22 protein-coding genes are annotated in these 26,038 nt (G+C 46.0%); 11 read left to right on the forward strand and 11 right to left on the reverse strand.

The window, feature by feature from the left end; genetic code table 11:
- Window positions 1–96: 96 nt before the first annotated feature.
- Genes HPS56_RS11220 through HPS56_RS11230 form a run of 3 tightly spaced genes read right to left on the reverse strand, consistent with a single transcriptional unit; the run spans window position 97 to window position 2,932 of the window.
- Window positions 97–1,116 carry a zinc-binding alcohol dehydrogenase family protein gene (locus HPS56_RS11220; protein ID WP_172276563.1) on the reverse strand — a complete coding sequence of 340 codons (1,020 nt, stop codon included), beginning with the start codon at window positions 1,114–1,116 and terminating at the stop codon, window positions 97–99.
- Window positions 1,113–2,012, reverse strand: coding sequence for an amidohydrolase family protein (locus HPS56_RS11225; protein WP_172276566.1), 900 nt, complete (start codon window positions 2,010–2,012; stop codon window positions 1,113–1,115). The genes HPS56_RS11220 and HPS56_RS11225 overlap by 4 nt, the downstream gene beginning before the upstream one ends.
- Window positions 1,997–2,932 (reverse strand): aldo/keto reductase, encoded by a 936-nt coding sequence (locus HPS56_RS11230; RefSeq protein WP_172276568.1) that lies wholly within the window; start codon window positions 2,930–2,932, stop codon window positions 1,997–1,999. The genes HPS56_RS11225 and HPS56_RS11230 overlap by 16 nt, the downstream gene beginning before the upstream one ends.
- Before the next feature lie 226 nt (window positions 2,933–3,158).
- Between HPS56_RS11230 and HPS56_RS11235 the strand changes: the two genes are divergently transcribed.
- On the forward strand, window positions 3,159–4,016 hold the full coding sequence (locus tag HPS56_RS11235; RefSeq protein ID WP_172276571.1) for an AraC family transcriptional regulator: 858 nt from the start codon (window positions 3,159–3,161) through the stop codon (window positions 4,014–4,016).
- A gap of 527 nt (window positions 4,017–4,543) precedes the next feature.
- On the opposite strand, the gene HPS56_RS11240 is transcribed toward HPS56_RS11235, so the two are convergent.
- From HPS56_RS11240 to HPS56_RS11250, 3 genes are read right to left on the reverse strand one after another with little or no spacing between them, the layout of a single operon-like run.
- Complete coding sequence (locus HPS56_RS11240; protein WP_253952454.1) at window positions 4,544–5,572, reverse strand: S41 family peptidase; 1,029 nt, start codon at window positions 5,570–5,572, stop codon at window positions 4,544–4,546.
- Between the two features lie 17 nt (window positions 5,573–5,589).
- On the reverse strand, window positions 5,590–6,465 hold the full coding sequence (locus HPS56_RS11245; RefSeq protein ID WP_172276575.1) for a DUF3316 domain-containing protein: 876 nt from the start codon (window positions 6,463–6,465) through the stop codon (window positions 5,590–5,592).
- A complete protein-coding gene (locus tag HPS56_RS11250; protein WP_172276578.1) occupies window positions 6,449–9,208 on the reverse strand; it encodes a DNA gyrase/topoisomerase IV subunit A in 2,760 nt (919 codons plus the stop codon). The genes HPS56_RS11245 and HPS56_RS11250 overlap by 17 nt, the downstream gene beginning before the upstream one ends.
- Before the next feature lie 166 nt (window positions 9,209–9,374).
- Here HPS56_RS11250 and HPS56_RS11255 point away from each other — a divergent pair, with 166 nt between their 5' ends.
- The 4 genes from HPS56_RS11255 to HPS56_RS11270 all read left to right on the forward strand — a co-directional run bounded on the left by HPS56_RS11255 (window position 9,375) and on the right by HPS56_RS11270 (window position 13,940).
- On the forward strand, window positions 9,375–10,919 hold the full coding sequence (locus HPS56_RS11255) for a glycine--tRNA ligase (protein WP_172276581.1): 1,545 nt from the start codon (window positions 9,375–9,377) through the stop codon (window positions 10,917–10,919).
- A 34-nt stretch (window positions 10,920–10,953) separates the two neighbouring features.
- On the forward strand, window positions 10,954–11,586 hold the full coding sequence (gene bamJ, locus HPS56_RS11260) for a BamJ family beta-barrel-assembly machinery protein (protein ID WP_253952455.1): 633 nt from the start codon (window positions 10,954–10,956) through the stop codon (window positions 11,584–11,586).
- A 33-nt stretch (window positions 11,587–11,619) separates the two neighbouring features.
- On the forward strand, window positions 11,620–12,696 hold the full coding sequence (locus HPS56_RS11265) for a YeiH family protein (RefSeq protein ID WP_172276583.1): 1,077 nt from the start codon (window positions 11,620–11,622) through the stop codon (window positions 12,694–12,696).
- Window positions 12,697–13,313: 617 nt separating this feature from the next.
- Complete coding sequence (locus HPS56_RS11270; protein WP_172276647.1) at window positions 13,314–13,940, forward strand: CatA-like O-acetyltransferase, family 2; 627 nt, start codon at window positions 13,314–13,316, stop codon at window positions 13,938–13,940.
- 75 nt (window positions 13,941–14,015) lie between these two features.
- On the opposite strand, the gene HPS56_RS11275 is transcribed toward HPS56_RS11270, so the two are convergent.
- Window positions 14,016–16,409: a glycoside hydrolase family 127 protein gene (locus HPS56_RS11275; RefSeq protein ID WP_172276586.1), complete on the reverse strand. Its 2,394-nt coding sequence runs from the start codon at window positions 16,407–16,409 to the stop codon at window positions 14,016–14,018.
- Between the two features lie 363 nt (window positions 16,410–16,772).
- On the opposite strand from HPS56_RS11275, the gene HPS56_RS11280 reads away from it, so the two are divergent.
- The 6 genes from HPS56_RS11280 (at window position 16,773) to HPS56_RS11305 (ending at window position 22,227) form a co-directional block, all read left to right on the forward strand.
- Window positions 16,773–18,260, forward strand: coding sequence for a glycoside hydrolase family 30 protein (locus HPS56_RS11280; protein ID WP_172276588.1), 1,488 nt, complete (start codon window positions 16,773–16,775; stop codon window positions 18,258–18,260).
- A gap of 124 nt (window positions 18,261–18,384) precedes the next feature.
- Window positions 18,385–19,218 (forward strand): 4Fe-4S binding protein, encoded by an 834-nt coding sequence (locus HPS56_RS11285; protein WP_172276590.1) that lies wholly within the window; start codon window positions 18,385–18,387, stop codon window positions 19,216–19,218.
- Window positions 19,219–19,239: 21 nt separating this feature from the next.
- Entirely contained in the window at window positions 19,240–19,710 is a 471-nt protein-coding gene (locus tag HPS56_RS11290) for an FKBP-type peptidyl-prolyl cis-trans isomerase (protein ID WP_172276593.1), read from the forward strand.
- 97 nt (window positions 19,711–19,807) lie between these two features.
- Window positions 19,808–20,107, forward strand: coding sequence for a glutaredoxin-related protein (locus HPS56_RS11295; RefSeq protein ID WP_172276596.1), 300 nt, complete (start codon window positions 19,808–19,810; stop codon window positions 20,105–20,107).
- A 110-nt stretch (window positions 20,108–20,217) separates the two neighbouring features.
- A complete protein-coding gene (locus tag HPS56_RS11300; RefSeq protein WP_172276598.1) occupies window positions 20,218–20,781 on the forward strand; it encodes a flavin reductase family protein in 564 nt (187 codons plus the stop codon).
- A gap of 144 nt (window positions 20,782–20,925) precedes the next feature.
- On the forward strand, window positions 20,926–22,227 hold the full coding sequence (locus HPS56_RS11305; RefSeq protein WP_172276601.1) for an ATP-binding protein: 1,302 nt from the start codon (window positions 20,926–20,928) through the stop codon (window positions 22,225–22,227).
- Window positions 22,228–22,240: 13 nt separating this feature from the next.
- Here the strand turns inward: HPS56_RS11305 and HPS56_RS11310 are convergent, their stop codons facing one another.
- From HPS56_RS11310 to rfbA, 4 genes are read right to left on the reverse strand one after another with little or no spacing between them, the layout of a single operon-like run.
- Window positions 22,241–23,380: a dTDP-glucose 4,6-dehydratase gene (locus tag HPS56_RS11310; RefSeq protein ID WP_172276604.1), complete on the reverse strand. Its 1,140-nt coding sequence runs from the start codon at window positions 23,378–23,380 to the stop codon at window positions 22,241–22,243.
- A gap of 23 nt (window positions 23,381–23,403) precedes the next feature.
- The gene (rfbD, locus tag HPS56_RS11315) at window positions 23,404–24,315 is read right to left on the reverse strand and encodes a dTDP-4-dehydrorhamnose reductase (RefSeq protein WP_172276606.1); all 912 of its coding nucleotides are present in this window, start codon (window positions 24,313–24,315) and stop codon (window positions 23,404–23,406) included.
- A gap of 8 nt (window positions 24,316–24,323) precedes the next feature.
- Window positions 24,324–24,911: a dTDP-4-dehydrorhamnose 3,5-epimerase gene (gene rfbC, locus HPS56_RS11320; protein ID WP_172276609.1), complete on the reverse strand. Its 588-nt coding sequence runs from the start codon at window positions 24,909–24,911 to the stop codon at window positions 24,324–24,326.
- Window positions 24,912–24,927: 16 nt separating this feature from the next.
- Window positions 24,928–25,836, reverse strand: a complete 909-nt coding sequence (gene rfbA / locus HPS56_RS11325) for a glucose-1-phosphate thymidylyltransferase RfbA (RefSeq protein WP_172276612.1) — start codon at window positions 25,834–25,836, stop codon at window positions 24,928–24,930.
- Between the last annotated feature and the right edge of the window lie 202 nt (window positions 25,837–26,038).

A 26,038-nucleotide genomic window follows, 5' to 3' on the forward strand; every position in this document is an offset into this window, starting at 1 on the left:
GCGCATACAGCGAAGCATATCGTAGGAATGAGATAAGCCGACAGGCAATTATATAGACAGTGAGCGGTATGTTTTCATACGTAATAAATTACTATTCTAAAACTTGACGAGAATGCGGAACACCTTGCCTGGATTGTCCGCCCACTGTTTCATGGCCTCAGGCGTTGTCTCAGGCGTCACTTCCGCACTGATCAGTTCTTCTATTGGACAGGTGCCACGCTCCATATAGTGTATGACAGCACGGAAGTCTGACGGCATGGCATTGCGTGAACCGCGTATGTCGAGTTCTTTCTGCACGAAATACTTTGTCTGGAATGACACGTCTGTCTTTGCATATCCTATGCATATAACCCTGCCTGTGAAAGCCACTTCGTCAACAGCTGTCTGATATGTGGATGCACTGCCTACCGCCTCAATCACCACGTCCGGACCAAAGCCGGATGTCATCTCTAAAAGCCGGGTGTGTACATTTTCCGTTTTGGTGTTGATGGTGTAGGAGGCACCCATGCGGCGGGCCAGTGCAAGTTTTTCGTCATCGATGTCTGCTGCAATAACTGTGGAGCCACGCATTGCGGAGCGTACCACAGCACCCATTCCCACCATTCCACATCCTATCACCAATACCACGTCGACATCTGTCACCTGAGCCCGTGACACGGCATGGAAACCGACACTCATGGGTTCTACAAGAGCACAAGAGCGTGGGGTCAGCAGCCCTGCCGGTATCACTTTCTCCCATGGCATCACGAGAAATTCACGCATGGCTCCGTTACGCTGCACACCAAGTGTCTGGTTGTCTTTACATGCATTGGGGCGTCCGTTGCGGCATGAGGCGCATTTGTTGCAGTTTGTATATGGATTTACAGTCACCGTCATTCCCGGCTTCAGACCTTCTGGTACATCACTACCCGTGCTTACTATTGTCGCGCCTACTTCATGACCCGGTATTACGGGCATTTTCACCATTGGATTGCGTCCGAGATATGTGTTGAGGTCTGAACCGCAGAAACCTACATAGTTTACTTTCAAAAGAACCTCTTCCGGTTTTATTTCCTTGTCACCGTTGATATCTGTTAGTACAATCTGTCGTTCGTCTGTGATTTTTATTGCTTTCATTCTGACATGTTTTTAATATATGGTAAATCTGTTTTGGTCTTCAGACTGTAAAAATCTTTTGCGTTTCCTCCGAGAAAAGCCGCTTTTTCATCGTCTGTCATCTCTTCGGATTTTAGGATGAAGTCGTATGACATGCGGTAGGTGATGGCTGTTATGGTGCGGGGGTAGTCGCTTCCCCACATCAGACGGTCTATGCCGACAGTGTCTGCGGCACGGCGTATGCTCCGTACTGCGGAGTTGAACGGATAGAACTCGCTGTTGTAAAGCCATGTTATTCCACCAGACTCTATCATTATATTGTCTCCCTTGAGAGCCAGACGTATTTGTTGTTCGAATGACTGTGTGGTGGGCATGCCGAAATGTCCTATCGCAACTTTCAGCCGTGGGCATTCCTCTATTGCCTCTCCCATTTCTCCTATTTGACGCATGTCGTCATCGAGGCATATTGACAGAACCATCCCATTCTGTTCCATATACTTGAACATAGGCATGAGCTCTGCCGTTGGAATCTTTAAACGGTGGTTGGGAACTGCAATGCCGCGTAGCCCGGTCTTAAGTGCCGCGCATGCCTCATCCGCCGTTGTCGCGATTGCCATGCAGAAAAAACGTTCCGGCCATTGGTGCTGTACTTGTGTGAGATAGTTGTTCTGGTTGCCGTCTATCACTTCCTGCACTACCACAGCCGCGGACACTTGTGCGTAGTCCATATTTGAAAGGAATATCTCTGCCGTGTTGCGTCCGTCAATCATAAACGGTGGCAGCATCTGCCGTTCCTCCCCGAAGAATTGTGAGCGTGAGCCGTTGCCTTCCATAGTGCGTATCCTCTGTCCGTCGACAACGGTATCCTGCCGTAGCCACAGATGGCTGTGTGCATCGATAATCAGCTGTTTTTCCATCTTACACGTATTTGATTGCCTATTATGGCTTTCACTTCCTCTATCAGTTGCATGTCTGCCGGCTCGTTGACATATTCAATGTTTTTTATCACGTTTTGCGGATTGGCACTGCTGAACAGCGTTGTCGCAATGTGGTCGTTGAGGCCGGTTGAATATTGTATTGCGAGCTTGTCGATAGGATATCCTTTTTTCTCGCAATGGCGTGCTGCCATGGCGCAGGCGTCTTTCAATGGCTGCGGAGCCGGATGCCATTCAGGGGCACCGCGCATGGATAGAAGTCCCATCGAGAAAGGAGAGGCGTTTATGACACCTATTCCGCGTTCTTCGAAGAAGTCGAAATACTCTGTGAGAAGGTCATCGTTGAGACAGTAATGACAGAAGTTGAGCACACTTTCCACGCTCCCTTCCTCGCTGTGCTCGATAACCCATTTCAGATTCTCCGGCTGAAGATCCGTTATGCCTACATGGCTTACAACACCCTCTTTCCGAAGCTCGACCAATGCGGGCAGTGTTTCTTCCGCTACCTGATGAAGGTCGGCAAACTCGACGTCGTGAACGTTGATGAGGTCGATGTGGTCAATGTTCAGCCGTTCCATGCTTTCGTAGACGCTTTCCTTGGCGCGGCGTGCGGAATAGTCCCACAGGTTTTTGCCGTCCTTTCCGTAGCGTCCGACTTTTGTGGACAGGTAATAGCGGTCACGTCTGATTTCTTTCAAAGCCTTGCCTAACACGTTTTCCGCTTTCAGGTGGCCGTAGTAGGGTGACACGTCAATGAAGTTGATGCCTCCGTCTACAGCTGCATGAACAGCTTCAATGGCTTCACTTTCAAGAATACCGTGGAACACTCCTCCTAATGACGATGCTCCGAATCCAAGGTTGGAAACACGCATTCCTGTTTTTCCGATTTCGTTGTATCTCATAATTACTATGTTTTTCCTTAATTGTTTGTATTGGGTAACGTAATAGCAAAGTTATCAATTTTATAAGCAATGAAGTATTGTCTTCGGAATGCACTTTTGGAAAAAATCGACTTCTTGTTGTGTAAAAACAAATATTGTTCTGGCTTTATAGTAAAAAAGCGATATATAATAAAAGAAAGTCAATTTTAAACCGTATTTTTGTATAAAACTTACCTTATTAAAGAAAATGAATTTCCCTATTGACGAACTGCATCTATTTACATTAAACGTAGGCTTTGCCCGTCACGACAGCGACTGGAACTGGAAAAATGTGCAAAGCCCGTTCGCCCGTCTGTATCTTGTTGTCGGTGGTTCTGCGCAGATACATCTTCCGGATGGAATTCACGATCTCACCCCCGGTCATCTGTATTTTATTCCTCCGTTCATTACCCATAGTTATTTATGTAATTCCTCTTTTTCTCATTATTATCTTCATATATATGAAAAATGTGATGGCGGGGTGAGTATCATCGATGAATGGGATTATCCTGTAGAGGTGAATGCTGCATCTTACGATATAGAGCTTATGAAGCGGCTTTTGTATATTAATCCTTTTCTGAAGTTACCGGCGTCAAATCCGAAAGTCTATGACAATAATGCCATGCTTGTAAATAATATTGAAATGAATATCCGCAGGCCGTTCTGTGATAAGATGGAATCCCGTGGCATCGTTTTCGTGCTGTTGTCACGGTTTATGAAATATGCCAGGCCAAAGATAGAAATTCAGGATTGCCGGATACGCCAATCTCTGGCCTATATACGTAAGAATCTTAATCAGGCTATAAGTCTTGATATTTTGGCTGATATGGCATGCATGTCGAAAGACCATTTCATACGTATGTTCAGAAGTAAGACAGGCAAGACACCGAAAACGTACATCATCAAGCAGAAGATGGAAAGGGCAGAGTTGCTTCTCGTAACGACAGATAATCCGATAAAGAATGTTGCTATGCAGGTAGGTTATGATGACTGTTCTCATTTTAATAAAACTTTCAAAGCCTTTTCGGGTATGACACCGACAGAGTACCGTGAGCGTCATCAATAATCATGCAATAAATCCAATGTTTTTGTCATGCCGGATGAACAATGTGGCATGGCATATCTTACACTGTGTAGGGACATGCCTTTGGCATGTGTCATGCGTGAACGCCTCCATATCCCTATTCATTAAACACGTCTGACACATCGCAAAGCGATGTCCCTACTCGTGGAAGGAATCCCTCCGGTTCCCAAAAAGAAAGGGAAGATGCCACTCTGACTCCCCTAAAGGGGGAGATAAAGGAAGAGTATGTGGAAGCATCAGGTGTATATGCAGATGAAAATGTTCATCCACAATGTAGGGACATCGCTTTGCGATGTGTTCGATGTATACTACAAACAGAGTTTATTTGTTGGAGGGATGTTCCTGTCTGACACGTGCCAAAGGCACGTCCCTACATGGAGGATGAATGCGATAATATGAACGTTTTCGTTAAACCAGATGAGCAATGCCAAGCTTGCTTGAATATTGCCATGGCGAGAAAAGGTGCATAAATATGAACGTTTTCGTTGAGCCGGATGAGTAATGTCAAACTATTTTTCTTTCAACAGTTTCCTTGCGTATTCGATTATAGTATCTTTTCCTTTCCTGAAATCGCTGTCGGTGATGTCCACCTTATGATGTGGGGCGATGCCGAACTCGGTGGAATTGCCTTTGTTGTCATACATTGGGCATGCCGAGAAACGTACTGCCCATCCGTTGGGCAGCGAACTGTTGAACGGCAATCCGGCTCCGCCTCCGGTATTGTCTCCTACAATTCTGACGTTGGCGAAGCATTTCATATACTTTACAAACTCGTTTGCCGCGCTGTATACGTGGCGGTTGGTGAGTACGCATGCGTTTTTGTGCCATCTTATGTTAGATGAAGGATAGAGCCGTTGCTCCTCCGGTTTCGAGAAGCAGTCGTGCCCCTTGCCCGTCTTGTGGCTTATATATCCCACAAGTGTGGATTCTTGTGCAAATCTTGCGGCAAGTCTCTCCGCGTATGTGAGCAAGCCTCCGGAGTTGTTGCGTATGTCGATGATGATGCCGCGGCAGAGCATCAGCCTGTTCAAAACCTCATCGATGTTGCCTTCTCCGACCCCGCTTGCAAAGCTTCCGTAATATATGTATCCTATATTGTCGTCGAGAATCTTGTATTTCATTCCCGCTGCAATCTTATAGTCGGTTCCGAGATATATGCGCTGAAGGGTGTCGCTGAAGTTGGCCGGATAATTCTCATGCCATTTCCAATAGCGTGCGAAGTCGGCCGAGCGCGACAGGTTGACATGTCCGTCGCGGAGTTCGGCGAGCATGTCGGCCATTACCTCAAACAGTTGGTCGGAAGTCATGTCATTGCTCACCCGCACCTTATATTTATTATATACCTCATTCCAGTCAAGCCCGTATGCTTGATGTTTGTATTCGAAGAAACAGTAATGCTCGTCGATGATTTTCCATAGGGCATCGAAGTTCCCGTGTGGGCTGTTATCAAACTCCTCCTCCTCGATGCATGATGTGATGCAGACCGGGAAAATCATCATTATGGTCAATGTGACGATGGTGTTCCTTATTAGCGACATAATGTAAAAGGTGGCTTTCATGGGCGGTATCCTGTTATTCTGAAGCGTTTTATGAATCCTATCATAAAGCGGTGTGAATAGATGTGCTGTTTCAGGCTGTTCACGTGCGACTGTTGATAGTCACCGAGATATCCGGCCCTCAGACTTAGCTTTCTGCCTACGTTTATGTCTACGGTCAGCTGCTGCCGGAAGTAAGGCATGCTCACCGCTGTTGTCGGAACAATGTTGCGGTCGTAGTCTCCCCGTGAGAATATCTCGTAATAGGACTGTCCGTAGTTCGGGCTGAACATCAGTCCGGCCAAAGCCATGTCGAAACTGTATCCGGCCGTTATGCGGCACCGGCCTATGTCGAACCTGTAGGCGGCGGACGCTGCCGGTCTAACGTCTATATGGAATCTTGCCTGTGCGGGATTGTTTCCTCCGCTGATGTTGTATATGAATCCAATGCCGGTGTTTCCCGTTGCTCCGGCTTGCAGCCTCAGGTGGCTGTCGCACAGATACCAGTTGCGCATGCGTCCCCAGAAGAAGTTGTATGAGCCTTCCAACTCATCGAAGTTGTCTGCACGGTCGTGTGTGGCGGAGAGGTTGGCCTGATGCTGTACTGTTGTCGACCATTTCCGTCCGGGTCTGATTCTGTCTGACGTGGCAAGGAAAGTTATTCCCGTGCCGCTGAAATGTTCCTGCGACAAATAGGTGTCGAGGATTTCTGTGGTCCCGATACCAATGGAGTATGATGTGGTTATTATTTTTCCTGAGCTTTCGCAATGGGAAAGCTCAGGAATATCGTGTGTGCGGCAATGCTGTGCTCCGGCCACTGTGCATAATGCTGCGGCCAGTGTCGTTGCCGTTTTGCGTAATGCGGTTCTCACGTATCTTTTACGTATTTGTGTCATTATCGTCAAACAGGCTTAACTGTCCTGTTATCTCGTCTATTATCTGGCGTTCGGATTTTCCCGCGTCCGGGTCGAGGTCCTGTGTCTGCGGATTCTTCTCATCGTTGCCGTCTTCCGTTTCTTCTTCTCCTGAGGTTTCCGGCCATCTTACCGGTTCAAGCTCCTCTATGCTTTCCACATTCCATGTGGTGATGCGCTTGCCTTTTGCCTTGAAGCCCTTTACGGCTATGAACTGTTCGATGTCTATTTCCAATGGAGGACGTGTGGCGTCCGCTCCTCCGAAGGTCACTTTTGCGCGCGGATAGAATTGGTCGGTGAGGAATATCAGGCGGCTGGCAGGGTTTTCGCCTATGAAACTCTGATGACGCTTCGAAGGTTCCATGAGGAATCTCTTTATATATGGATATCCGTCGTTGTCTGCATCGAAGAGCACAGCTGTCCATACCTTGCCGGCATCGAATTTCTCTATTCGGCTGATATTGTCTTCATAGTGGTTGTTCACGTTGAAGTCGGTTTGGTAGTATTCTCCGTTCTTCAGTATGACGAGAATCGTATCCTCATCGTAGAACTCGCCGAGCAGTGTTCCGTGGTCGTCATAATTGAGGCGGTTTACATCAGGGTCGAACCATACCTTTCTGCCTCCGAGCGTTGAGTGGCCGTGGCTTTTCAGTCCTATGCGGTTTATGGTTTTCTTCGACAGGAGATTACCCTTGCTGGCGCGTCCCTTAATGAGGATTTTCGAGAAATCCTTTTCCATGAATATGTTCATGCGCTTTATCTTGTCGACGGGGTCGAGGGTAATCTTTATAATCTCAGCCTCACCGTTTGGATTGGCGGTAAAATAGACCACTTTAGAGCCGGGGGTACCCATTGTGAGGTCATACTCGCGGTTTCGGGTTATGGCCGTCACATTGAACCTCTTTATATAATAGGCTCCCTGTTTGCCGTCGCGGTATACAGCGTTGTATGTAGTGCGTCTGTCGTTTTTCTTGAATACGTTTATGTGCAGGATGTTTTTTCCTACGAATATCTTGTCGGCCACGCGTATTACCTTAAACTTTCCGTCCTTGTAGAATATGATAATGTCGTCGATGTCCGAACAGTTGCACACATACTCGTCCTTCTTCAGCGATGTGCCTATGAAGCCTTCGTGACGGTTGATGTACAGTTTCTCGTTGGCTTCCACCACCGTAGTGCTCTCGATGGTGTCGAAATTGCGTATCTCGGTCAGTCTCGGATGGTCCTTGCCGTATTTGTCTTTGAGGAATGTGAACCAGTTTGCCGTTACTTCCACAAGGTTGCTGAGGTCGCGGTCTATGCGTTCGATTTCCTCCTTTATGCGCGCCATAAGCTCGTCAGCCTTGTCTTTATTAAATTTCAATATGCGCTGCATCTTTATTTCGAGAAGCTTCAGTATGTCTTCTTTCGTGACTTCGCGCACCATCTGCGGGTAGTATGGCGTGAGTCTGTCGTCGATATGCGCGCATACGGTATCGGTATCCGGTGCCTGTTCGAACTTCTTGTCCTTGTATATGCGTTCCTCTATGAATATCTTTTCAAGCGAGCAGAAATGAAGTTGCTCCATCAGTTCTCCCTTGCGTATCTCAAGTTCTTTGCGTATAAGCTCTTTTGTGTTCTCAACGGAATGTTTCAGTACTTCGCTTACAGTAAGGAACTTAGGTTTGTTGTTTTCAATCACGCAGCAGTTCGCCGATATGTTAACCTCGCAGTCGGAGAAGGCATACAGCGCGTCAAGGGTCTTGTCTGACGATATGCCGGGAGCAAGATGCACTTGTATCTCAACATTTGCTGCCGTGTTGTCGTCCACTTTTCTTGCCTTTATCTTTCCTTTCTCGATCGCCTTGAGGATTGACTCGATGAGTGTGGATGTGGTTTTACCGTAAGGTATCTCCCTGATGACGAGTGTCTTGTTGTCCTGTTTTTCAATCTTTGCCCTTACTTTGAGCGTACCGCCGCGTTGTCCGTCGTTGTATTTGCTCACATCTATGCTTCCTCCGGTAGGAAAATCGGGATAGAGGTGGAACTCCTGCCCGTGCAGGTAGCTGACAGCGGCGTCACACAGTTCGGTGAAATTGTGCGGAAGAATTTTCGATGACAGTCCCACTGCAATGCCCTCTGCGCCCTGTGCAAGCAGCAACGGGAACTTTACCGGTAGAGAAACCGGCTCCTTGTTTCTGCCGTCGTAGCTCAGCTGCCACTCTGTGGTTTTAGGATTGAAAACTGTGTCGAGGGCAAACTTTGAAAGTCTTGCTTCTATGTATCGCGGTGCTGCTGCACGGTCGCCCGTGAGAATGTTTCCCCAGTTTCCCTGTGTATCCACAAGCAGGTCTTTTTGTCCGAGCTGTACAAGTGCATCGCCTATTGAGGCGTCACCGTGGGGATGAAACTGCATAGTGTGTCCCACGATGTTTGCCACCTTGTTGTATCTGCCGTCGTCCATGCGCTTCATGGAATGCAGGATTCTTCTTTGTACAGGCTTAAGTCCGTCCTCGATATTGGGTACGGCACGTTCCAGGATTACGTATGACGCGTAATCCAGAAACCAGTTTTGATACATGCCGCTCAGGTGATGTACGGCGGAAGCGTCAAATCTGTCGGGAACATAGTCGGAATGTGTTTCGGGAATATCGATTTCTGATACAATTCCGTCTTCGTTGTCGTTTGTTTCGTTGTCTCTTATTATTTCGTCTTTAGGTTCGTTGTCTCTTGTCTCGTCGCTCATAGGTGGTTTATTTTTCAGCTTCAAAATTACTATTTTTTTTGCCAACAGACGGATGTTTCATAACATTTAACGAATTAATGGAAAGGAAATAGCTAAAAAAGAACTAACTTTGCGCCTTATTAGTAGTTAATAAAGAATAAAAACATAAACAAAATAAAATAAAAAAATGGCACAGGAAGATGTTTTCAAGAAGATAGTGTCCCATTGTAAGGAATATGGTTTCGTATTCCCCAGCAGCGATATCTATGATGGGTTGGGAGCCGTTTATGATTACGGACAGAACGGTGTGGAGCTGAAAAACAACATTAAGGAGTATTGGTGGAAGAGCATGGTATTGCTGCACGAGAATATCGTCGGAATAGACTCTGCCATCTTCATGCATCCTACGATATGGAAGGCCAGCGGTCATGTAGACGCGTTCAACGACCCGTTGATAGACAACCGCGACTCGAAAAAACGCTACCGTGCTGACGTTCTCATCGAAGACCAGATGGCAAAGTATGATGAGAAGATTGAAAAGGAAGTGGCTAAGGCCCGAAAGCGTTTCGGTGAATCATTTGACGAGGCACAGTATATGGCTACAAGTCCGCGTGTACTGGAGATCAAGCAAAAGCGCGACGCGCTTCATACACGCTATGCCGATGCTATGCAGGGGCCGGATCTTGATGCCCTCAAGCAGATAATAATAGACGAAGAGATTGTCGACCCCATTTCCGGAACAAAGAACTGGACCGACGTGCGTCAGTTCAACCTTATGTTCTCTACCGAGATGGGAGCGTCTGCCGACAGCTCAAGCAAGATATACCTGCGTCCGGAGACGGCACAGGGAATTTTCGTAAACTATCTGAATGTCCAGAAGACGGGACGTATGAAAGTGCCGTTCGGTATTGCTCAGATAGGAAAGGCATTCCGCAATGAGATTGTAGCCCGTCAGTTTATTTTCCGTATGCGTGAGTTTGAACAGATGGAGATGCAGTTTTTTGTAAAGCCGGGAACGGAGCTTGACTGGTTCCCCAAGTGGAAGGCTACGCGAATGGCATGGCACCAGGCTCTTGGATTCGGTGAGGAGAACTACCGTTTCCACGATCATGACAAGCTGGCTCATTATGCCAATGCCGCCACGGACATCGAATTCCGCATGCCCTTCGGATTCAAGGAAGTGGAGGGCATCCACAGCCGTACAAATTTTGATCTCAGCCAGCATGAGAAATTCTCAGGCCGCTCGATAAAATACTTCGACCCGCAGACAAACGAGAGCTATACTCCTTATGTGATAGAGACATCAATAGGTGTCGACCGTATGTTCCTTTCCATCATGTGTCATTCATACGAGGAAGAGAAGCTTGAAAACGGTGAGACACGTACTGTGCTCAGGTTGCCCGCAGCCCTTGCGCCTGTTAAGCTTGCGGTGATGCCTTTGGTGAAGAAAGACGGACTGCCGGAGAAGGCACGCGAGATTATCGACAGCCTGAAGTTCCATTTCAACTGCCAGTACGATGAGAAGGATACAATAGGTAAGCGCTACCGTCGTCAGGATGCGATAGGTACGCCATACTGTGTGACCGTTGACTATGATTCACTGAAAGACAATACCGTGACGCTGCGTTTCCGCGATACCATGGAACAGGAGCGTGTAAGCATCAGCGAGCTTAACAATATCATAGAAGACAAGGTGAGCATTGCAAGCCTTCTTAAGAAGCTGCAGAAATAAAGTATTGGAGAAAAAACTCCGTAAACTTCATTGAATGATGATCAGAAAAAAAATATTATTCCTTACCATGATACTGTTCTCTGCTTTGGGAATGGTATCATGCAGTGAGGAAGACAATACGGTGGACGAGTTTGCCAATTGGCAAACGGTGAACGAAGGTTTCTTTTATAGCCTGAGCGACTCTGTGAAGTCTGTCATTGCCGCAAATCCTCTTGAAACGGAATGGAAACGTATAAAGACATGGAACAAGTCAGACAGTGTGGCCGGTGTCGACACGGATTATATTCTTGTCAAGGTGTTGCAGGCCGCTCCTGCCACAGAGACGGAAATGCCGCTCTATCTCGATACTGTCACTGTCCACTATAAGGGATGTCTGCTGCCTTCGCTTTCGTATAGGGACGGATACGTGTTTGACATTTCCTATACCGAACCTTTCGACGAAGATATTGCCATCCCGTCGAAGATGGCAGTGGCAAATGTCGTCAACGGCTTCTCGACAGCCATACAGAATATGCGGCGTGGAGACCATTGGCTCGTATATATTCCATATCAGCTTGGATATGGCGCAGCGGGAAGTTCTCCGGTCATACCGGGATACAGCACACTTGTATTTGATATAAAGATGGTGGATTTCTGGTCCGTAGATTTTGAAGAGAACAGGCGGTGATGTTTTTAAGTCTGTAAGGATAAAAAACGGATTATGTTTGATAAAGGTAACAGGGGCAATACAATGCATGGCATATTGTTGATTGCCCTTTTTTCGTTTGCTGCATTCTATCTGTCTGAGATTCCGTTTGTCAGAAGCCTGTCGTTCAGTCCTCTGATTGTCGGAATATTGCTGGGAATGCTCTATGCCAACAGTCTTCGCAACCGTTTGCCGGAAACATGGGTGCCAGGTATAAAGTTCTGTACGAAACAGGTGTTGCGTGCCGGTATAGTGCTTTACGGATTCAGGCTGACCCTTACAGAGGTGGCTGCTGTGGGTGTGCCTGCCGTGGTCATCGACTTTATAATCGTGGCCGGTACGATATTTCTCGGCGTATGGCTTGGAAAACTGTTGAAGATGGACGGTGATACTGCTCTTATGACAGCCACAGGAAGCTCAATCTGCGGTGCGGCGGCTGTGCTTGGTGCAGAGCCTGTCGTGAAATGTGAGGGGCATAAGACAGCGATAGCCGTTTCAACGGTAGTCATATTCGGTACCTTGTCAATGTTTCTGTATCCAATCATGTATCGTGCAGGCTTGCTCGGAGGGTTGAGCGATATGGAAGTGGCCGTGTATACCGGAAGCACACTTCATGAAGTGGCACATGTGGCAGGTGCGGGAAACGCCATGGATCCTACAGATGAACTTGGCATAGCCGGCACGGCCACAATAACAAAGATGATACGTGTAATGATGCTGGCTCCTGTGCTTGTGATTATGAGTTTTGCCATTGCCCGCCGTAAGCGTGGTGTTCAGGAAGCGGTATCCGGAAAACGCGGTATTGCCATTCCTTGGTTTGCATTCGGATTTATAGGAGTGATATGTCTGAACTCATTGCTTCAGTATGTCTTTGGGGTGGAAAGTGTGAAAGACATACCTCTTAATGGAGCTATAGAGTATATAGACACCTTTATGCTGACCATGGCCATGACGGCATTAGGCACCGACACGAGCATAGACAAGTTCCGTCAGGCCGGTGCAAAGCCATTCGTCCTTGCAGGTTTTCTTTATATATGGCTTGTCGGAGGCGGCTACCTGCTTGTAAAGTATCTTACTCCGTTTTGTCAATAGACAAATAAAGGATATCTTCTTCAGGATTTTTTAGACGCGGCATCGTTAATTGATCAAAAAAACACGTCCGATGTAAAAAATTGAAATCTATTTACATTTTTGATAGATGTAAAATTCTCTTCCGATGAATGGCCTGTTCATGCTCAATGAATAGCATGTTCATCGGCCGTGAATGGCCTATTCATCAAGCATGAACAGGCCATTCATTTTTGGCATACTTTTTGGTGATGGTTAATATGTTGTATATCAATCTGTTACGTGTTTTGTAAAAATGGAAATTACGAAATAAAAACGGGTTGTGAATTTTTATTACATATATTGTGTGAATACTTATGTCGGATTCATTATAGCCGTATTGTTTTTATAGTTTCGCCTTAATATATTGTTTATTTCGGATATGCCGAAAGCGATTTGAAAGTATGGGAGTATCCTGACATCCGCGTATTGGAGACCACTGGTATCACAGCATGAAAAATAGCATATATACAGTTTGGGATTAAAATATGCAGGAATGTCCCTTTTATTATATCCCTTACGGACTTTATTTCATTGTATATTATTTAATCTTTGTACATTTGCATAAAGTTTCAACATAATTTTGCAGCAAAAAGACTATGATAAAAGAAGTGAATCCCCGTGAGACGTCGCGTTCATACGCTTATGAAATGTGGATGAAGGCCCCCATGCCCATGGTAACGTTTTTCAAGACGCTTGATGTGTCCCGTCTTGTATTGTTTGGCCGTTGGCGTAAATTGAAGTTCAATATGCTGATGTGCTGGTGTATCGGGAAGGCGGCAAGCCACGTAAAGGAGTTCTACACGCTTCCCGTCGGTGACAGGCTTATTCAGTATGACAATATTGCAGTCAATACCATTGTAGCGAATAGGGAAGGGGAAGTGTGTTCCTGCGATATCCCTTTCTCGGAAGACCTGCATGCTTTTAATTCCGACTATCTGCGCCTTACCCGTCAGGTTGCAGAGTCGTGTGAGAGCCACGACCTGTCGTACGGCAGTATGGTCATCGGCACTTCCGCATTGGCGCAGTATGACATCGACGGTGCGGTGGGTATGTACAGCGGCATCTTCAACAATCCTTTCATGATATGGGGCAGATATCGCAGAAAGTGGTTGAGGACAACTCTTACCGTATCTTTTCAGTTTCACCATACTCAGATGGACGGTGCCCATGCGTCCCGTTTTCTTGACCTGTTGCAGAAAGAGGTGGATGCTTTCGGTCTTTTCTGATTTATATATAGAAATCCCCCGCAGAAAATATATTCTGCAGGGGATTTAAACTTATTGGAACTTCAGGTCGGATACCTATTGCTTTTTTACCAGTCTTATGAAATATACGCCTCCGGCGGTGGTGTTCTGTTCGGACTGGAATTTTATCCTGACGGAACTTTTTCCTTTCAGCATATCTGCAGGTATGTCGTAACATTCGTCCATGAATGCTTTTTTATTCCATTTGCCGGACAGATTCTCGTTGGCAAGCAGTTTGTCGTCAACGTATATTCCGAAACTGCGGCCGGCCGGCTCATCGCCCCAGTATGTCACGCGCAGTGTCAGCGAAGTTTCGCCTCCGGTGATGAGGTTATAGCTGAAATATCCTCCGTTGGATGCATCGCGTACACTTCTGTCTTTCCAATAGCTCTTTTTAGAGTTTTCCGACTGCATGGCATGGTCGACCTCAGGTTGTTGTTCTCCCGGTTTCACCTTATCCATCGTGAGTTTGTCGAGCTGAAGCATTTCCGCCTCCTGTCTTTGCTGCTCTGCGATGACGGTGTTGTATTCATCTGCAGTCATTGTCGGCCAATATATCATATATCGGCAGTCGTGTATTTCAGCGAAAGGCTTGAATACAATGTTTGCGAACTCTTTCTGGCTGAACAGTTCCGGGCATGTGAAATGCATAGGTTGTCCGTTTACGGGACGCATGTTTGCAAGCTTGTTCTTTATTTCATCTGTTGTGCCGATGATATGAGGCGCCGATGATATGGGTTCGAGAGGACCGTGTGCGATGTGTGCCCATCGTCCTTCATCGGCAAGCAAACCGTAGAGGTTTGCGGTTCCGGTCTCAGCCCCGAGAAGTATCGGACCGCACATCACTGCCACGAAATCAGGCACATTTGGCATTTTTTCCACTGTTATTCTCTTAGGCAGTGATATTTCAACCACGTCACCATTTTTCCATTTGCGGCTTACCGGCAGGTATGACGACGGCTCGGATGCCGATACGTCTACAGGTTCTCCGTTGACAGTCACCTTGTAGTCTCCCTTTGCAATCCATCCCGGATGACGGAGCATGATGGTGAATTTTGACGCTTTCTTCATACTCATCGTAAGACGTGTGGATTCAGAGTATGGGAATGATGTTTCCTGGGTGAGTTGCAGGCCGTGTTCCTTCCAGTCAAGCTTTGACGCCACAAACAGATTTACGTACAGCTTGTCGTCGGCCTTCTTCACACCACTTGTATGGGTATATATAAACTCGCCATACTTGCTGTGGTTCTCCATTCCTGTTCCCACGCAACACCACATGGCTTGGTTGGGTTGTGAATAAACGCGGTAGTGCCGTGGACGGGCAGGGGTGAAGTAAACATATCCTCCGTGTTCCGGATTCTGGGTGGAAAGTATGTGGTTGAACATTGCGCGCTCATAGAAGTCTGCATATACCGCATCGGGACTCATTCGGAACAACCCTTCTGTCAGTTTCAGCATGTTGTATGTATTGCATGATTCAGGTCCCTCACGGTCTTCGGTATATTCCGTGCATGCCTTGGCTGTGGGGAAGTGCTCTCTGCGGCTGTTGCCTCCAAAGGCCAGTGAGCGGTTGTCGACAACTGTCTGCCAGAAAAATCGTGCCGCAGTGGCAAAATCCGCGTCTCCGGTCAGTTCGGCCACGCGCTGATATCCCACAGCCTTGGGCACCTGAGTGTTTGCATGTTTGTTGTCAAGATTGTCTTTCCTCTGTTTCATGCTGTCGAAAAGCATCTTGTGGCTGAAACGTTTGGCCGCTTCGAGATATTTTTTCTCGCCTGTGAGCTTATAGGCATCGGCAAACGATTCGTTCATGCCGCCGAATTCAATGTCGAGCATTCTCTCCATTTGTGTGTCATCAAGCGTACTCGTGATGTTTATTCCCCAGTCGCACAGTTTTATGAACATTTCCCTTGCTTTCTCATTATGTCCGTATACGTATGCGTCGTGTAGTCCTGCAAAAACCTTGTGAACGTTATACCATGGCACCCATGCCTTGCCGAATGTTCTGATGTCGCCTTTGGCGAGCGAATTCCAGACAGAGTATGGCACGCCTCCTACATATCCGTCACCGTTTTTATCCTGAGCTTTTTTAAGCTCGTCCACCATATAGTCCATTCTTCTCTTGCACTCTTCGTTTCCTGTGGCTGAGTATGCTAGTGCCAGTGCGCTTAGATAGTGGCCTCCGACATGTCCGTCGAGTCCTATCCAGTTTTCGAAGCTTTCTCCTTTGGCCGGCAGTCCGGCGGTTTTAAGGAATGGCGCTAAAAGTCTGTCCGTATCATATTTCAGCAATACGGTGATGTTGAGGTCGCATGCGTGTTTGAATTTCCCGTCAAGAAGCTGTATGTTTTCGAGAGGAAAATTCTGCGTACGGTTGTCTTTTTCAGCAGCCATGGCCGATACTCCCAAGAGCATGACCATTGCGGCAGTAACGATTTTCTTTCTTTCCATGTGTTATTTTTTATATCGGTTTGTGTACAAAGGTAGTTATTTATTTTGATAAATAAAAATGAAAATATCAAATATTTGCAGTGTAAAATCAAATAACAATGTTTTTTGAAACATATAGAAAAGTAAATAACAGATATTTCTGATAGAAAGATACTCTGAGGATGTGTCATGAGACAGGATGAAATCAGGTGTTTCTGCCGAATCCTGCTCCATGTAGGGACATCGCTTTGCGATGTGTACGATGTATACTATACTGAACTTATTCTTTTGTTGATGTTTTTATGCGGTATTGTCTTTGTTTTATGTGGAAAATGTTGTACTTTTGTTTTGGTAATGTCATCTTAACCAATAAGAAGTATATATATGGATGTAAAGAGATTATTATTTGTATTTCAAATCGGATTTTTGATTCCTTTGTTTATTGAAGCACAGACTTTTACCTGGGTGCAGAGCAGTAAGGATAAAGAGTGGCGGACAGGCAGGATAAGTGCGGTGGCGAAAGTCGCGGAGCATGATGTTGTTGTGCCTGGAGAGCCCGTTGTCACATTCAACCGTTGGGGGACGTGTTTCAACGAGTTGGGATGGGATGCGATAAACATGCTGCCTGAGGCCGGGCGTGAAGAGATAATGAGAAATCTTTTCTCTCCATCCGGTGACCTCAGGTTTACTATGGGGCGCATTCCTATGAATGCGAATGATTACGCCCGTGGGTGGTATAGTTGTGACGAGGTGGCGGGAGATTTCGGATTGAAGTATTTTAATATAGACAGAGACAAGACAACTCTTATACCATATATACATAAGGCGCAAAGCTACAATCCGGACCTTACGTTTTGGGCATCACCGTGGTCGCCTCCAAGCTGGATGAAAATAAACGGAGATTATCCGGTGCGCAGCAGTGAGCATAATACAATGGATGTGCGCAAGGACTATATCCTGTTTGAGGGACCGGACGGCAACCGTGACGACTATAAGGCTCCCAAGGGAATATTTCCTCCGAAACTGTCGCTCACCGACTATTTTATTATGGATGACCGCTATCTGGCCACATACGCCCGATACTTCAGCCGATTTATATCAGCATACGCGGAACAGGGAATAGACATCGGGGCAGTGATGTATCAGAACGAGGCCTGGAGCTATACTCCGTATCCCGGATGCGCATGGACGCCTGAAGGCATTGTGAGGTTTAATGTCGAATATCTTGCTCCGCTCATGAAGAAGGAACACCCGGGCGTGGATGTTTATTTCGGCACGATAAACACCAACCGTTATGATGTGATAGACAAGGTGTTGACTGACGGCCGTATGGCGGATGCCGTGAAGGGCATAGGCCTGCAATGGGAAGGCGGACAGATTCTGCAGCGTCTGCGCGAGAATTATCCTGGATACAAGTATGTGCAGACTGAAGGTGAATGCGGATGGGGTTCGTTTGACTGGAAGGCTGCCGAGCACACCTTTGAACGGATCAGCCATTATCTTGGAAACGGATGTGAGGACTATACTTTTTGGAATGCTGTGCTTGCCGGTGACGGAATGAGTACATGGGGATGGAAGCAAAATGCTTTGATACGCGTTGATGCCGCGTCATCCACGTTTAAATATACACATGAATATTATGCTGTGAAACATTACAGCCATTATGTGGAAAAGGGTGACAAGGTGGTGGCACATGTCGGGGCCGGTGAGGCAAATGTGCCGGTATTGGTATTGCTTACACCGGAGAACAAGTATCTTGTGATGGCAGGTAATTTCAATGATGAAGAAAGGAAGATGACGGTAAAGGTAGGAAAGAAATACCTGAGCGCAGTTTTGAAACCGCATTCTCTTAACACGTTTGTACAGAAATGATATTAGATGGACATCTTCGATAAGCCAGATGAGCAATGTGGCATATCATATCTTACACTGTGTAGGGACATCGCTTTGCGATGTGTCTGATGTATAATTTTATAATACTTATTACAAAATACGGATGAAAAGAAAAATAAAGATAGTGTGTTTTTCACCTACGGGCACATCGGCCAAAGTGGCAGAGGCTGTTGCTTTGGGCATAAGCGATTCTGACGGTTCGAATATAGAGGTGCTTGACGCGACTCACCATCAGATACCTTTCATTACATTCGGTAAGGATGATGTCGTGGTCATTGCAGCACCGGTGTACGGTGGTCGTCTGCCGAAGATTGCCGCAGCGCGTATGGACATGCTGAGAGCGGACGGCACGCCTGCCGTTCTTATTGCCGTATATGGAAACAGGGCTTTTGAAAAGTCATTGTCGGACATGGAAAACTTTGCTGTGAGCCATGGCTTTGTGCCTGTTGCCGTAGCAGCGTTTGTAGGTGAGCATTCATACAGCACGGAGACAACTCCTATTGCCGTGGGCCGTCCGGACAGGGAAGACATTGACATTGCATATAAGTTTGGCGTGGCGGCAGGAGAGAAGGTCGGTAGAGGAGATTTTACGGCAGTTGACGCTTCTGCATTGCATGACCGTCCGGCAGATGCGGCATCGCTTGCCAATTTCATGGTATTTGTACAAGAATACCGGCAGCAACAGACCGAAAAACCGCGCAAATTAATACCTGTAACTGATGTGGCATCGTGTGTGCATTGCGGCAAGTGTGTGGCATTGTGTCCTGTAGAGGCGATAGAGGTTGGAGTTGAGGAGAATACAGATGCGGTACGCTGCATAAAATGTTGTGCTTGCGTGAAAGGATGCCCGCAGGGAGCACGTGTGTTGCAGTCACCGTTCGCGCCGGTGCTGGCAGAGAATTTCAGTGTAAGGAAACAGCCGGTATTTCTATTATGATAAAGGTAAATACGGACGTTTATGAATAAAAGAGAATATATTCAGGTCAATAAACACTGGCTGGAAAAGAAATCCCTGGAGGAGGGCGTCAGGGCTTTGTCAGGAGGCATATTCTATAAGGTGCTGGCAGAGGGATGTGACAATGGCAGACATCCGGCACCGCGGAGCATTGTCACGGTGCATTATACCGGATGGACGGTATGTGCCGGTGAGTTGTCTTCTCCATCGCTGTCTGTAGCCGGCAAGACCGCAGATGAACTTGCAGGAGATGCACTGTTGAGGCAGTTCGACAGCAGTAGAGGAGGCGCTCCGGCTGCATTTCGCCTGGACGGGCTTATAGATGGATGGATTGTGGCAATTCAAGAGATGTGCGTGGGCGACAAGTGGGAGGTATACATTCCGGCCGAAATGGGATATGGAAAGGTTTCACAGCCGGGAATACCCGGAGGCTCGGTGCTGGTGTTTGAGATAGAATTGTTGGGAATAGCATAAAATAAACTGCAAGTCGTATACTGAAGTAAGATTTATTTTGATTATGCTGAGGCGATGCGTTTATTCAAAACGAAGTTTAAAACAATAATAAATTGTTATGGTAAAGATTTATGTAATGAATACGTGCAAGGATTGCACATATATTTATGAACAGGTAAGGGGAAACAGCCAATATGAACTTATTGATATTGGAGAGCATGTAAGAAACCTTAAGGCTTTTCTTAAGCTCCGCGACCGCGAACCGCAGTTTGATGTAATGAAACGCTTGGGAACAATAGGCATTCCGTGTTTTGTGCTTGAAGACGGCACTGTGACTTTCAGACCGGAAGAGGCAGGACTGAAACCGCGTTCAGGATCCGACGGCTCTTCATGCAGCATTGACGGTTCTGGATGCTGATTGGTGCATGTTATTTCAAGTATGACATAAAGCGTATGATGTATCGGGCAGTCTGTGGCTAATCCGGTTACGGCATGAATTTTGTTGAATATAATAAAAAGGGAAAACTGATGAAAAGTTTCGGACCAAAGGCGTGGCTGTTGCCTCAGCCTGTACTGATTTTAGGTACTTACGACAAAGAGGGCCGTCCTAATGCAATGAATGCGGCATGGGGCGGACAGTGGGACATGCACGAGATAATGATTTCAATGGGCAACCATGCCACAACTGAGAATTTGGATATAAACTGCGAGTTCACAGTGGCGTTTGCAACGGCAGACACCCTTGTGGCTTCTGACTACGTGGGGATTGTGAGTGCGAGAAACACACCCGATAAGATGGAGAAAACCGGATGGACGGTTGTAAAATCGGAAAATGTGAACGCACCCGTATTCACGGATTTTCCGATGACGCTCGAATGCCGCATCAAGCAGAAGATAGACGAGTCGGAAACCGGATACTTTATCATTGCTGAGATAATATCCGTCTTATGCGATGAAGCTTTCTTGGCTGAAGACGGTAAGCCGGATGTTGAGCGTATGAACCTCATAACGTTTGATCCTGTCCATAATTCATACATACAGTTGGGCCGGAAGGTGGGCAATGCCTTCAGCGACGGCAGGAAATTGAAATAGAAGGCATGCGGATAAATCACTTGTTTGTGCGGAAAAATGTATGGTGTATATAAATATTCGTGCAAAAAAGTGTTGTTGTTGTGCTGGTATTCGTGCAGAAAAATGTATATTTGCACTTAGTATTCGTGCAAAAAAATGCAAGCAATGAAAAGGAACGTATTGAAAAACCTGATAGAATGGAAAAACTCTCCTAATCGTAAACCACTTATACTGAATGGTGCCCGCCAGGTAGGTAAGACATACATTCTACAAAAGTTTGGAATGGAAAATTATAAAAATGTGGCTTATGTGAATTGTGACAGGAATATACTTGTGGATAAAATATTTGAGCAAGATTATGATATATCCCGTATAGTCCGTTCTTTATCGGCATTGCTTCATATCCATATAGTGCCTGAGGATACGCTTATTGTTTTGGATGAGGTACAGGAAAATCCTGTGATATTGAATTCCTTGAAATATTTCTGCGAGAATGCACCTGAATACCATATTGCCGTGGCCGGTTCGCTTTTGGGAGTATCGCTGCATGACAATATCTCTTTTCCTGTGGGTAAAGTGGATATGATACGTATGTATCCCATGACATTCGATGAGTTTCTTTATGCAATAGGAGAGGAACCGTTGGTTGAGTTGTTGCGTTCCGGTGATTATCCTGTTATTGATTCTCTTTCTGTGAAACTGATAGATTGTTTGCGCCAGTATTATTTTGTAGGGGGAATGCCTGCTGCGGTCAAGGAATATTCTGATTCAGGCAATCTTCAGGCAGTACGTGATATTCAGAAACAGCTGTTATTTGATTATCGCCGTGATTTCTTAAAACATGCTCCATCATCAGAAGTTCCTCGTATCAATATGGTTTGGGATTCAATTCCTTCACAGTTGGCAAAAGAGAATAAAAAGTTTATTTATGGTGCGGTAAAAAAAGGTGCGCGTGCTTCAGAGTTTGAGATGGCAATACAATGGCTGATAGATGCCGGTTTGGTTTATCGCGTTCATAGGGCTACTACTCCAGTTCTACCGTTGAAGTTTTATGAAGAGCTTTCTGTTTTTAAACTTTTTTCTCTTGATGTAGGATTAATGGGAGCAATGGTTGATGCTCCTGCGGAAAGCGTGATTATAGGAGAGAACATTTTCCGTGAATATAAAGGTGCGTTTACCGAACAGTTTGTTTATAGCCAGATTGTTCCTTCGTCTCTTCCCATATATTATTACAGTTCTAATGATTCGCGTGTAGAGATAGATTTTCTGATACAAAACGGTGCAGAGATAATGCCTCTTGAAGTGAAAGCAGAAGAGAATGTGAAGTCAAAATCCTTGAAGACATATATTGGGAAGTACCCGAATCTGAAAGGTATGCGTCTTTCAATGTTGCCTTATTCCAATCAGGGTTGGATGATTAATGTGCCGCTTTATGCAGTGAATTTCTGCATGAAAGTTGGGTATTAACAGTATACTTCTATTATCTGTCCTTATACATAGCGTCATAGTATTTCCGATAATCTCCTGATGTTACATTATCCATCCACTCTTTGTTATCAAGATACCATCTTACTGTCTTCTCTATGCCTTCCTCAAATTGCAGGCTTGGCTCCCAACCCAGTTCTTTTTGGAGTTTTCGTGAATCAATGGCATAGCGCATATCATGCCCTTTCCGGTCTGTAACGTATGTGATGAGATCGAGGTCTTCGCCTTCTTTCCGGCCGAGTAAACGGTCTACAGTCTTGATGACAACCTTTATGATGTCGATGTTCTTCCATTCGTTGAAGCCACCGATGTTGTAAGTCTCCGCCACTTTCCCTTTGTGGAAAATAATGTCAATGGCTCTTGCATGGTCTTCCACATACAACCAGTCACGTACATTTTCACCCTTACCGTATACAGGCAAAGACTTGCGATGGATAATATTGTTGATGAAAAGCGGAATCAATTTTTCCGGGAACTGATAAGGACCGTAGTTGTTCGAACAATTCGTCACTATTGTAGGCATGCCGTAGGTGTCGTGAAAGGCACGGACGAAATGGTCAGAACTTGCCTTTGATGCCGAGTATGGAGAATGAGGACTATACTTGGTGGTCTCCAGAAAGAAGTCTTCCCCATAAGCCTCATGGTTGCTGTCACTCGATGCCTTGGTGGTAAAAGGTGCGGAAATTCCATCCGGATGTGTCATACGCAGTGCTCCATATACCTCATCGGTAGATATATGATAGAAAAGCTTGCCCTCGTATCCTTCGGAAAGGCCCTCCCAATAAGTCCTGGCAGCCTGGAGCAATGACAGGGTACCCATCACATTAGTACGTGCAAAAGTAAACGGATCTCTTATGCTCCGATCAACATGTGATTCCGCAGCCAAGTGAATGATGCTGTCAATATGCTCGTCCTGCATCAGCCGGAAGAACGCCTCAAAGTCGCATATATCCATCCTCACAAACTTGTAGTTAGGCCTGTCCTCGATATCTTTTAGATTGGCCAGATTGCCTGCGTAAGTCAGCTTGTCAAGGTTAATGATCTTGTACTCCGGATATTTGTTCACGAAAAGACGGACTACGTGTGAGCCTATGAAGCCGGCTCCTCCGGTGATTACTATATTTTTCTTTGTCATAAAGTCTATATTTTGATTTATTTTCACTGTTGCCTGAGATTTGCAATGCACTTTTTCAAAGAGTCAACCCAGTATGGAACCTTCACCCCGAATGTTTCCTTGATAGTGCGCTTATCAAGTACCGAATATGCGGGACGTGTCACTGGAGAGGGATATTCCGAACTGTAACAAGGCTGGATATCACAGGCCGTATTGCCGGCAATCCTTACTATCATCTGTGTAAAGTCATACCAAGAACATACGCCTTCGTTTGAATAGTGATATATTCCCTCATACGCATCCCTGCCGGTTGCATTCTTCACCTTATCCAATATAGTCACAATAGCATTCGCAAGGTCAAGGGCATAAGTAGGAGTCCCACATTGGTCTAACACCACTTTCAGCTGAGGCTTGGTAGCTGTAAGGTCGAGCATCGTCTTGCAGAAGTTCTTGCCAAATTCGGAATACAGCCATGCAGTACGGATAATGACATACTTGCAGCCCGTAGCAATTACATTCAGCTCGCCACGAAGCTTTGTAGCGCCATATACCCCTGTAGGCGTACCCTTCTGGTCCGGACTGCACGGCACATTATAAGGCTCCTTGCCGAATACATAGTCTGTAGATATTTGGATCAGCACGCCGTCAACTTCCTTCATTGCCATGGCAAGGTTCTCTGGAGCCACGGCATTCAGTCTTTCTGCAACTGCTGCCAGCTTCTCATCCGTCTCACAGGCATCCACATTAGTCCATGCAGCACAGTTTATGATGACGTTCACACCATATTCCCTCACCGCTCCTCGGACAGCATCCATGTCGGTAATGTCAAGATATGTTGTCTCGACCCCTTCTGCCTGACTGACATCCGTGAAGATATAACGGTCTGCAGTATGCTTGCTGACGATACGCATTTCGTTGCCAAGCTGGCCGTTAGCACCTGTTACCAGTATATTCATATTTCTGATTATTTATATAGATTAACGTTTATGTCAAAAGGGCTGACAAAATCCTCCAGTTTATCATGCATGGTGTCTTTCTCGGAAAGAATGGCATGTTCCATAGGTATTTTCCAGTCAATGCCAAGGCTGTCATCTGTAATGGAAATTCCTCCGTCTGCCTCAGGATGATAGAAATTGTCACATTTGTATTGGAATACTGCCGTCTCGCTTAGTACGGCAAACCCATGTGCAAATCCACGTGGGATAAAAAACTGATGATGATTATCCTCCGTCAGCTCCACGGCAACATGCCTGCCGTATGTGGATGAACCTTTGCGTATGTCTACAGCCACATCAAGCACCGCACCCTTCACACAGCGCACCAACTTACTTTGAGTGAAAGGCGGACGCTGGAAATGTAGCCCGCGCATTACCCCATAGCAACTCATGCTTTCATTATCCTGACAGAAGTTCACCTTATACCCCAGGACAGGAGCTGCTTTCTCTTCAAATTCTCTCTCTGAAAAACTCTCGAAAAAATACCCACGGGCATCCTTAAAGATACGGGGGACAACAATCAGCACCCCATTAATATCTGTCTTTATTACTTCCATTATACATCCCTTTTTATTAATATTCCAGATTTCTTTTCAAAGTATCTATACCCTCGTCAAGGATAGAAATAAGATATCTGCCATAATCATTTTTCATCATTGGCATAGCCGCTTCACGAAGTTCCTCCGCAGTAATCCATCCCTGGCGATAAGCAATACCTTCCAGACAGGCTACCTTCAGTCCCTGACGCTTCTCCAGTACCTCAATAAAGGTAGAGGCCTCAGAAAGCGAGTCGTGCGTACCTGTATCGAGCCAGGCAAATCCACGGGCCATGGTCTGCACCCTCAGTTCCCTGCACTTCAAAAACTCCTGGTTGACTGTTGTTATTTCCAGTTCACCACGGGCAGATGGTTTGATATTCTTCGCTATTTCCACTACCTTATTAGGATAAAAATATAAACCCACAACAGCATAGCTGCTCCTCGGACGCTCAGGCTTTTCCTCGATACTCAAGCAGTTTCCCTTACTATCAAACTCTGCCACCCCATATCTCTCAGGATCACTCACACGGTAGCCGAACACCGTAGCCTTATGATTTTTCTCGGCATCTTCCACAGCCTTTGAAAGCATCTGATTCAGGCCAGCACCATAGAAGATATTATCACCCAGTACGAGGCAGGCGCATTCGTCACCGATGAACTTTTCACCTATGATAAAAGCCTGCGCCAAACCATCCGGTGACGGTTGTTCTGCGTATTCAAAACTGACACCGAACCGGCTTCCATCACCAAGTAAACGCTCGAATCCTGGGAGATCTGCCGGTGTAGATATTATCAGTATCTCACGTATACCAGCAAGCATTAGCACCGAAATAGGGTAATAAATCATCGGCTTATCGAAAACAGGTATCAGTTGCTTACTGATACCCTTGGTGATAGGATACAAACGAGTACCGCTACCACCAGCCAATACAATTCCTTTCATTGATATTAAACTGTTATTTTATTGATACTCTATATAAAAGTAGGAAGAGACGGGAGTTTTTATTGGAAAACATAAAATCTGCAATATAATACTATGAAGAACATTCTATTCAATAAATGTGGATTTGCAGTCCTTTCAAAATACAGTCTTGTGAACATTGGTTTTCACGTTATTATATATATGTAGGAAGTAACCTTGCCAT

The sequence above is a fragment of the Xylanibacter muris genome, assembly GCF_013166605.1.
GTDB classification, from domain to species: Bacteria; Bacteroidota; Bacteroidia; order Bacteroidales; family Bacteroidaceae; genus Prevotella; species Prevotella muris.

Bases quoted from the DNA above. Each gene is read 5' to 3' on its own strand.
- HPS56_RS11220 (WP_172276563.1), bottom strand. From the start codon at position 1,116: ATGAAAGCAATAAAAATCACAGACGAACGACAGATTGTACTAACAGAT.
- HPS56_RS11225 (WP_172276566.1), bottom strand. From the start codon at position 2,012: ATGGAAAAACAGCTGATTATCGATGCACACAGCCATCTGTGGCTACGG.
- HPS56_RS11230 (WP_172276568.1), bottom strand. From the start codon at position 2,932: ATGAGATACAACGAAATCGGAAAAACAGGAATGCGTGTTTCCAACCTT.
- HPS56_RS11235 (WP_172276571.1), top strand. From the start codon at position 3,159: ATGAATTTCCCTATTGACGAACTGCATCTATTTACATTAAACGTAGGC.
- HPS56_RS11240 (WP_253952454.1), bottom strand. From the start codon at position 5,572: ATGTCGCTAATAAGGAACACCATCGTCACATTGACCATAATGATGATT.
- HPS56_RS11245 (WP_172276575.1), bottom strand. From the start codon at position 6,465: ATGACACAAATACGTAAAAGATACGTGAGAACCGCATTACGCAAAACG.
- HPS56_RS11250 (WP_172276578.1), bottom strand. From the start codon at position 9,208: ATGAGCGACGAGACAAGAGACAACGAACCTAAAGACGAAATAATAAGA.
- HPS56_RS11255 (WP_172276581.1), top strand. From the start codon at position 9,375: ATGGCACAGGAAGATGTTTTCAAGAAGATAGTGTCCCATTGTAAGGAA.
- bamJ (WP_253952455.1), top strand. From the start codon at position 10,954: ATGATGATCAGAAAAAAAATATTATTCCTTACCATGATACTGTTCTCT.
- HPS56_RS11265 (WP_172276583.1), top strand. From the start codon at position 11,620: ATGTTTGATAAAGGTAACAGGGGCAATACAATGCATGGCATATTGTTG.
- HPS56_RS11275 (WP_172276586.1), bottom strand. From the start codon at position 16,409: ATGGAAAGAAAGAAAATCGTTACTGCCGCAATGGTCATGCTCTTGGGA.
- HPS56_RS11280 (WP_172276588.1), top strand. From the start codon at position 16,773: ATGGATGTAAAGAGATTATTATTTGTATTTCAAATCGGATTTTTGATT.
- HPS56_RS11285 (WP_172276590.1), top strand. From the start codon at position 18,385: ATGAAAAGAAAAATAAAGATAGTGTGTTTTTCACCTACGGGCACATCG.
- HPS56_RS11290 (WP_172276593.1), top strand. From the start codon at position 19,240: ATGAATAAAAGAGAATATATTCAGGTCAATAAACACTGGCTGGAAAAG.
- HPS56_RS11295 (WP_172276596.1), top strand. From the start codon at position 19,808: ATGGTAAAGATTTATGTAATGAATACGTGCAAGGATTGCACATATATT.
- HPS56_RS11300 (WP_172276598.1), top strand. From the start codon at position 20,218: ATGAAAAGTTTCGGACCAAAGGCGTGGCTGTTGCCTCAGCCTGTACTG.
- HPS56_RS11305 (WP_172276601.1), top strand. From the start codon at position 20,926: ATGAAAAGGAACGTATTGAAAAACCTGATAGAATGGAAAAACTCTCCT.
- HPS56_RS11310 (WP_172276604.1), bottom strand. From the start codon at position 23,380: ATGACAAAGAAAAATATAGTAATCACCGGAGGAGCCGGCTTCATAGGC.
- rfbD (WP_172276606.1), bottom strand. From the start codon at position 24,315: ATGAATATACTGGTAACAGGTGCTAACGGCCAGCTTGGCAACGAAATG.
- rfbC (WP_172276609.1), bottom strand. From the start codon at position 24,911: ATGGAAGTAATAAAGACAGATATTAATGGGGTGCTGATTGTTGTCCCC.
- rfbA (WP_172276612.1), bottom strand. From the start codon at position 25,836: ATGAAAGGAATTGTATTGGCTGGTGGTAGCGGTACTCGTTTGTATCCT.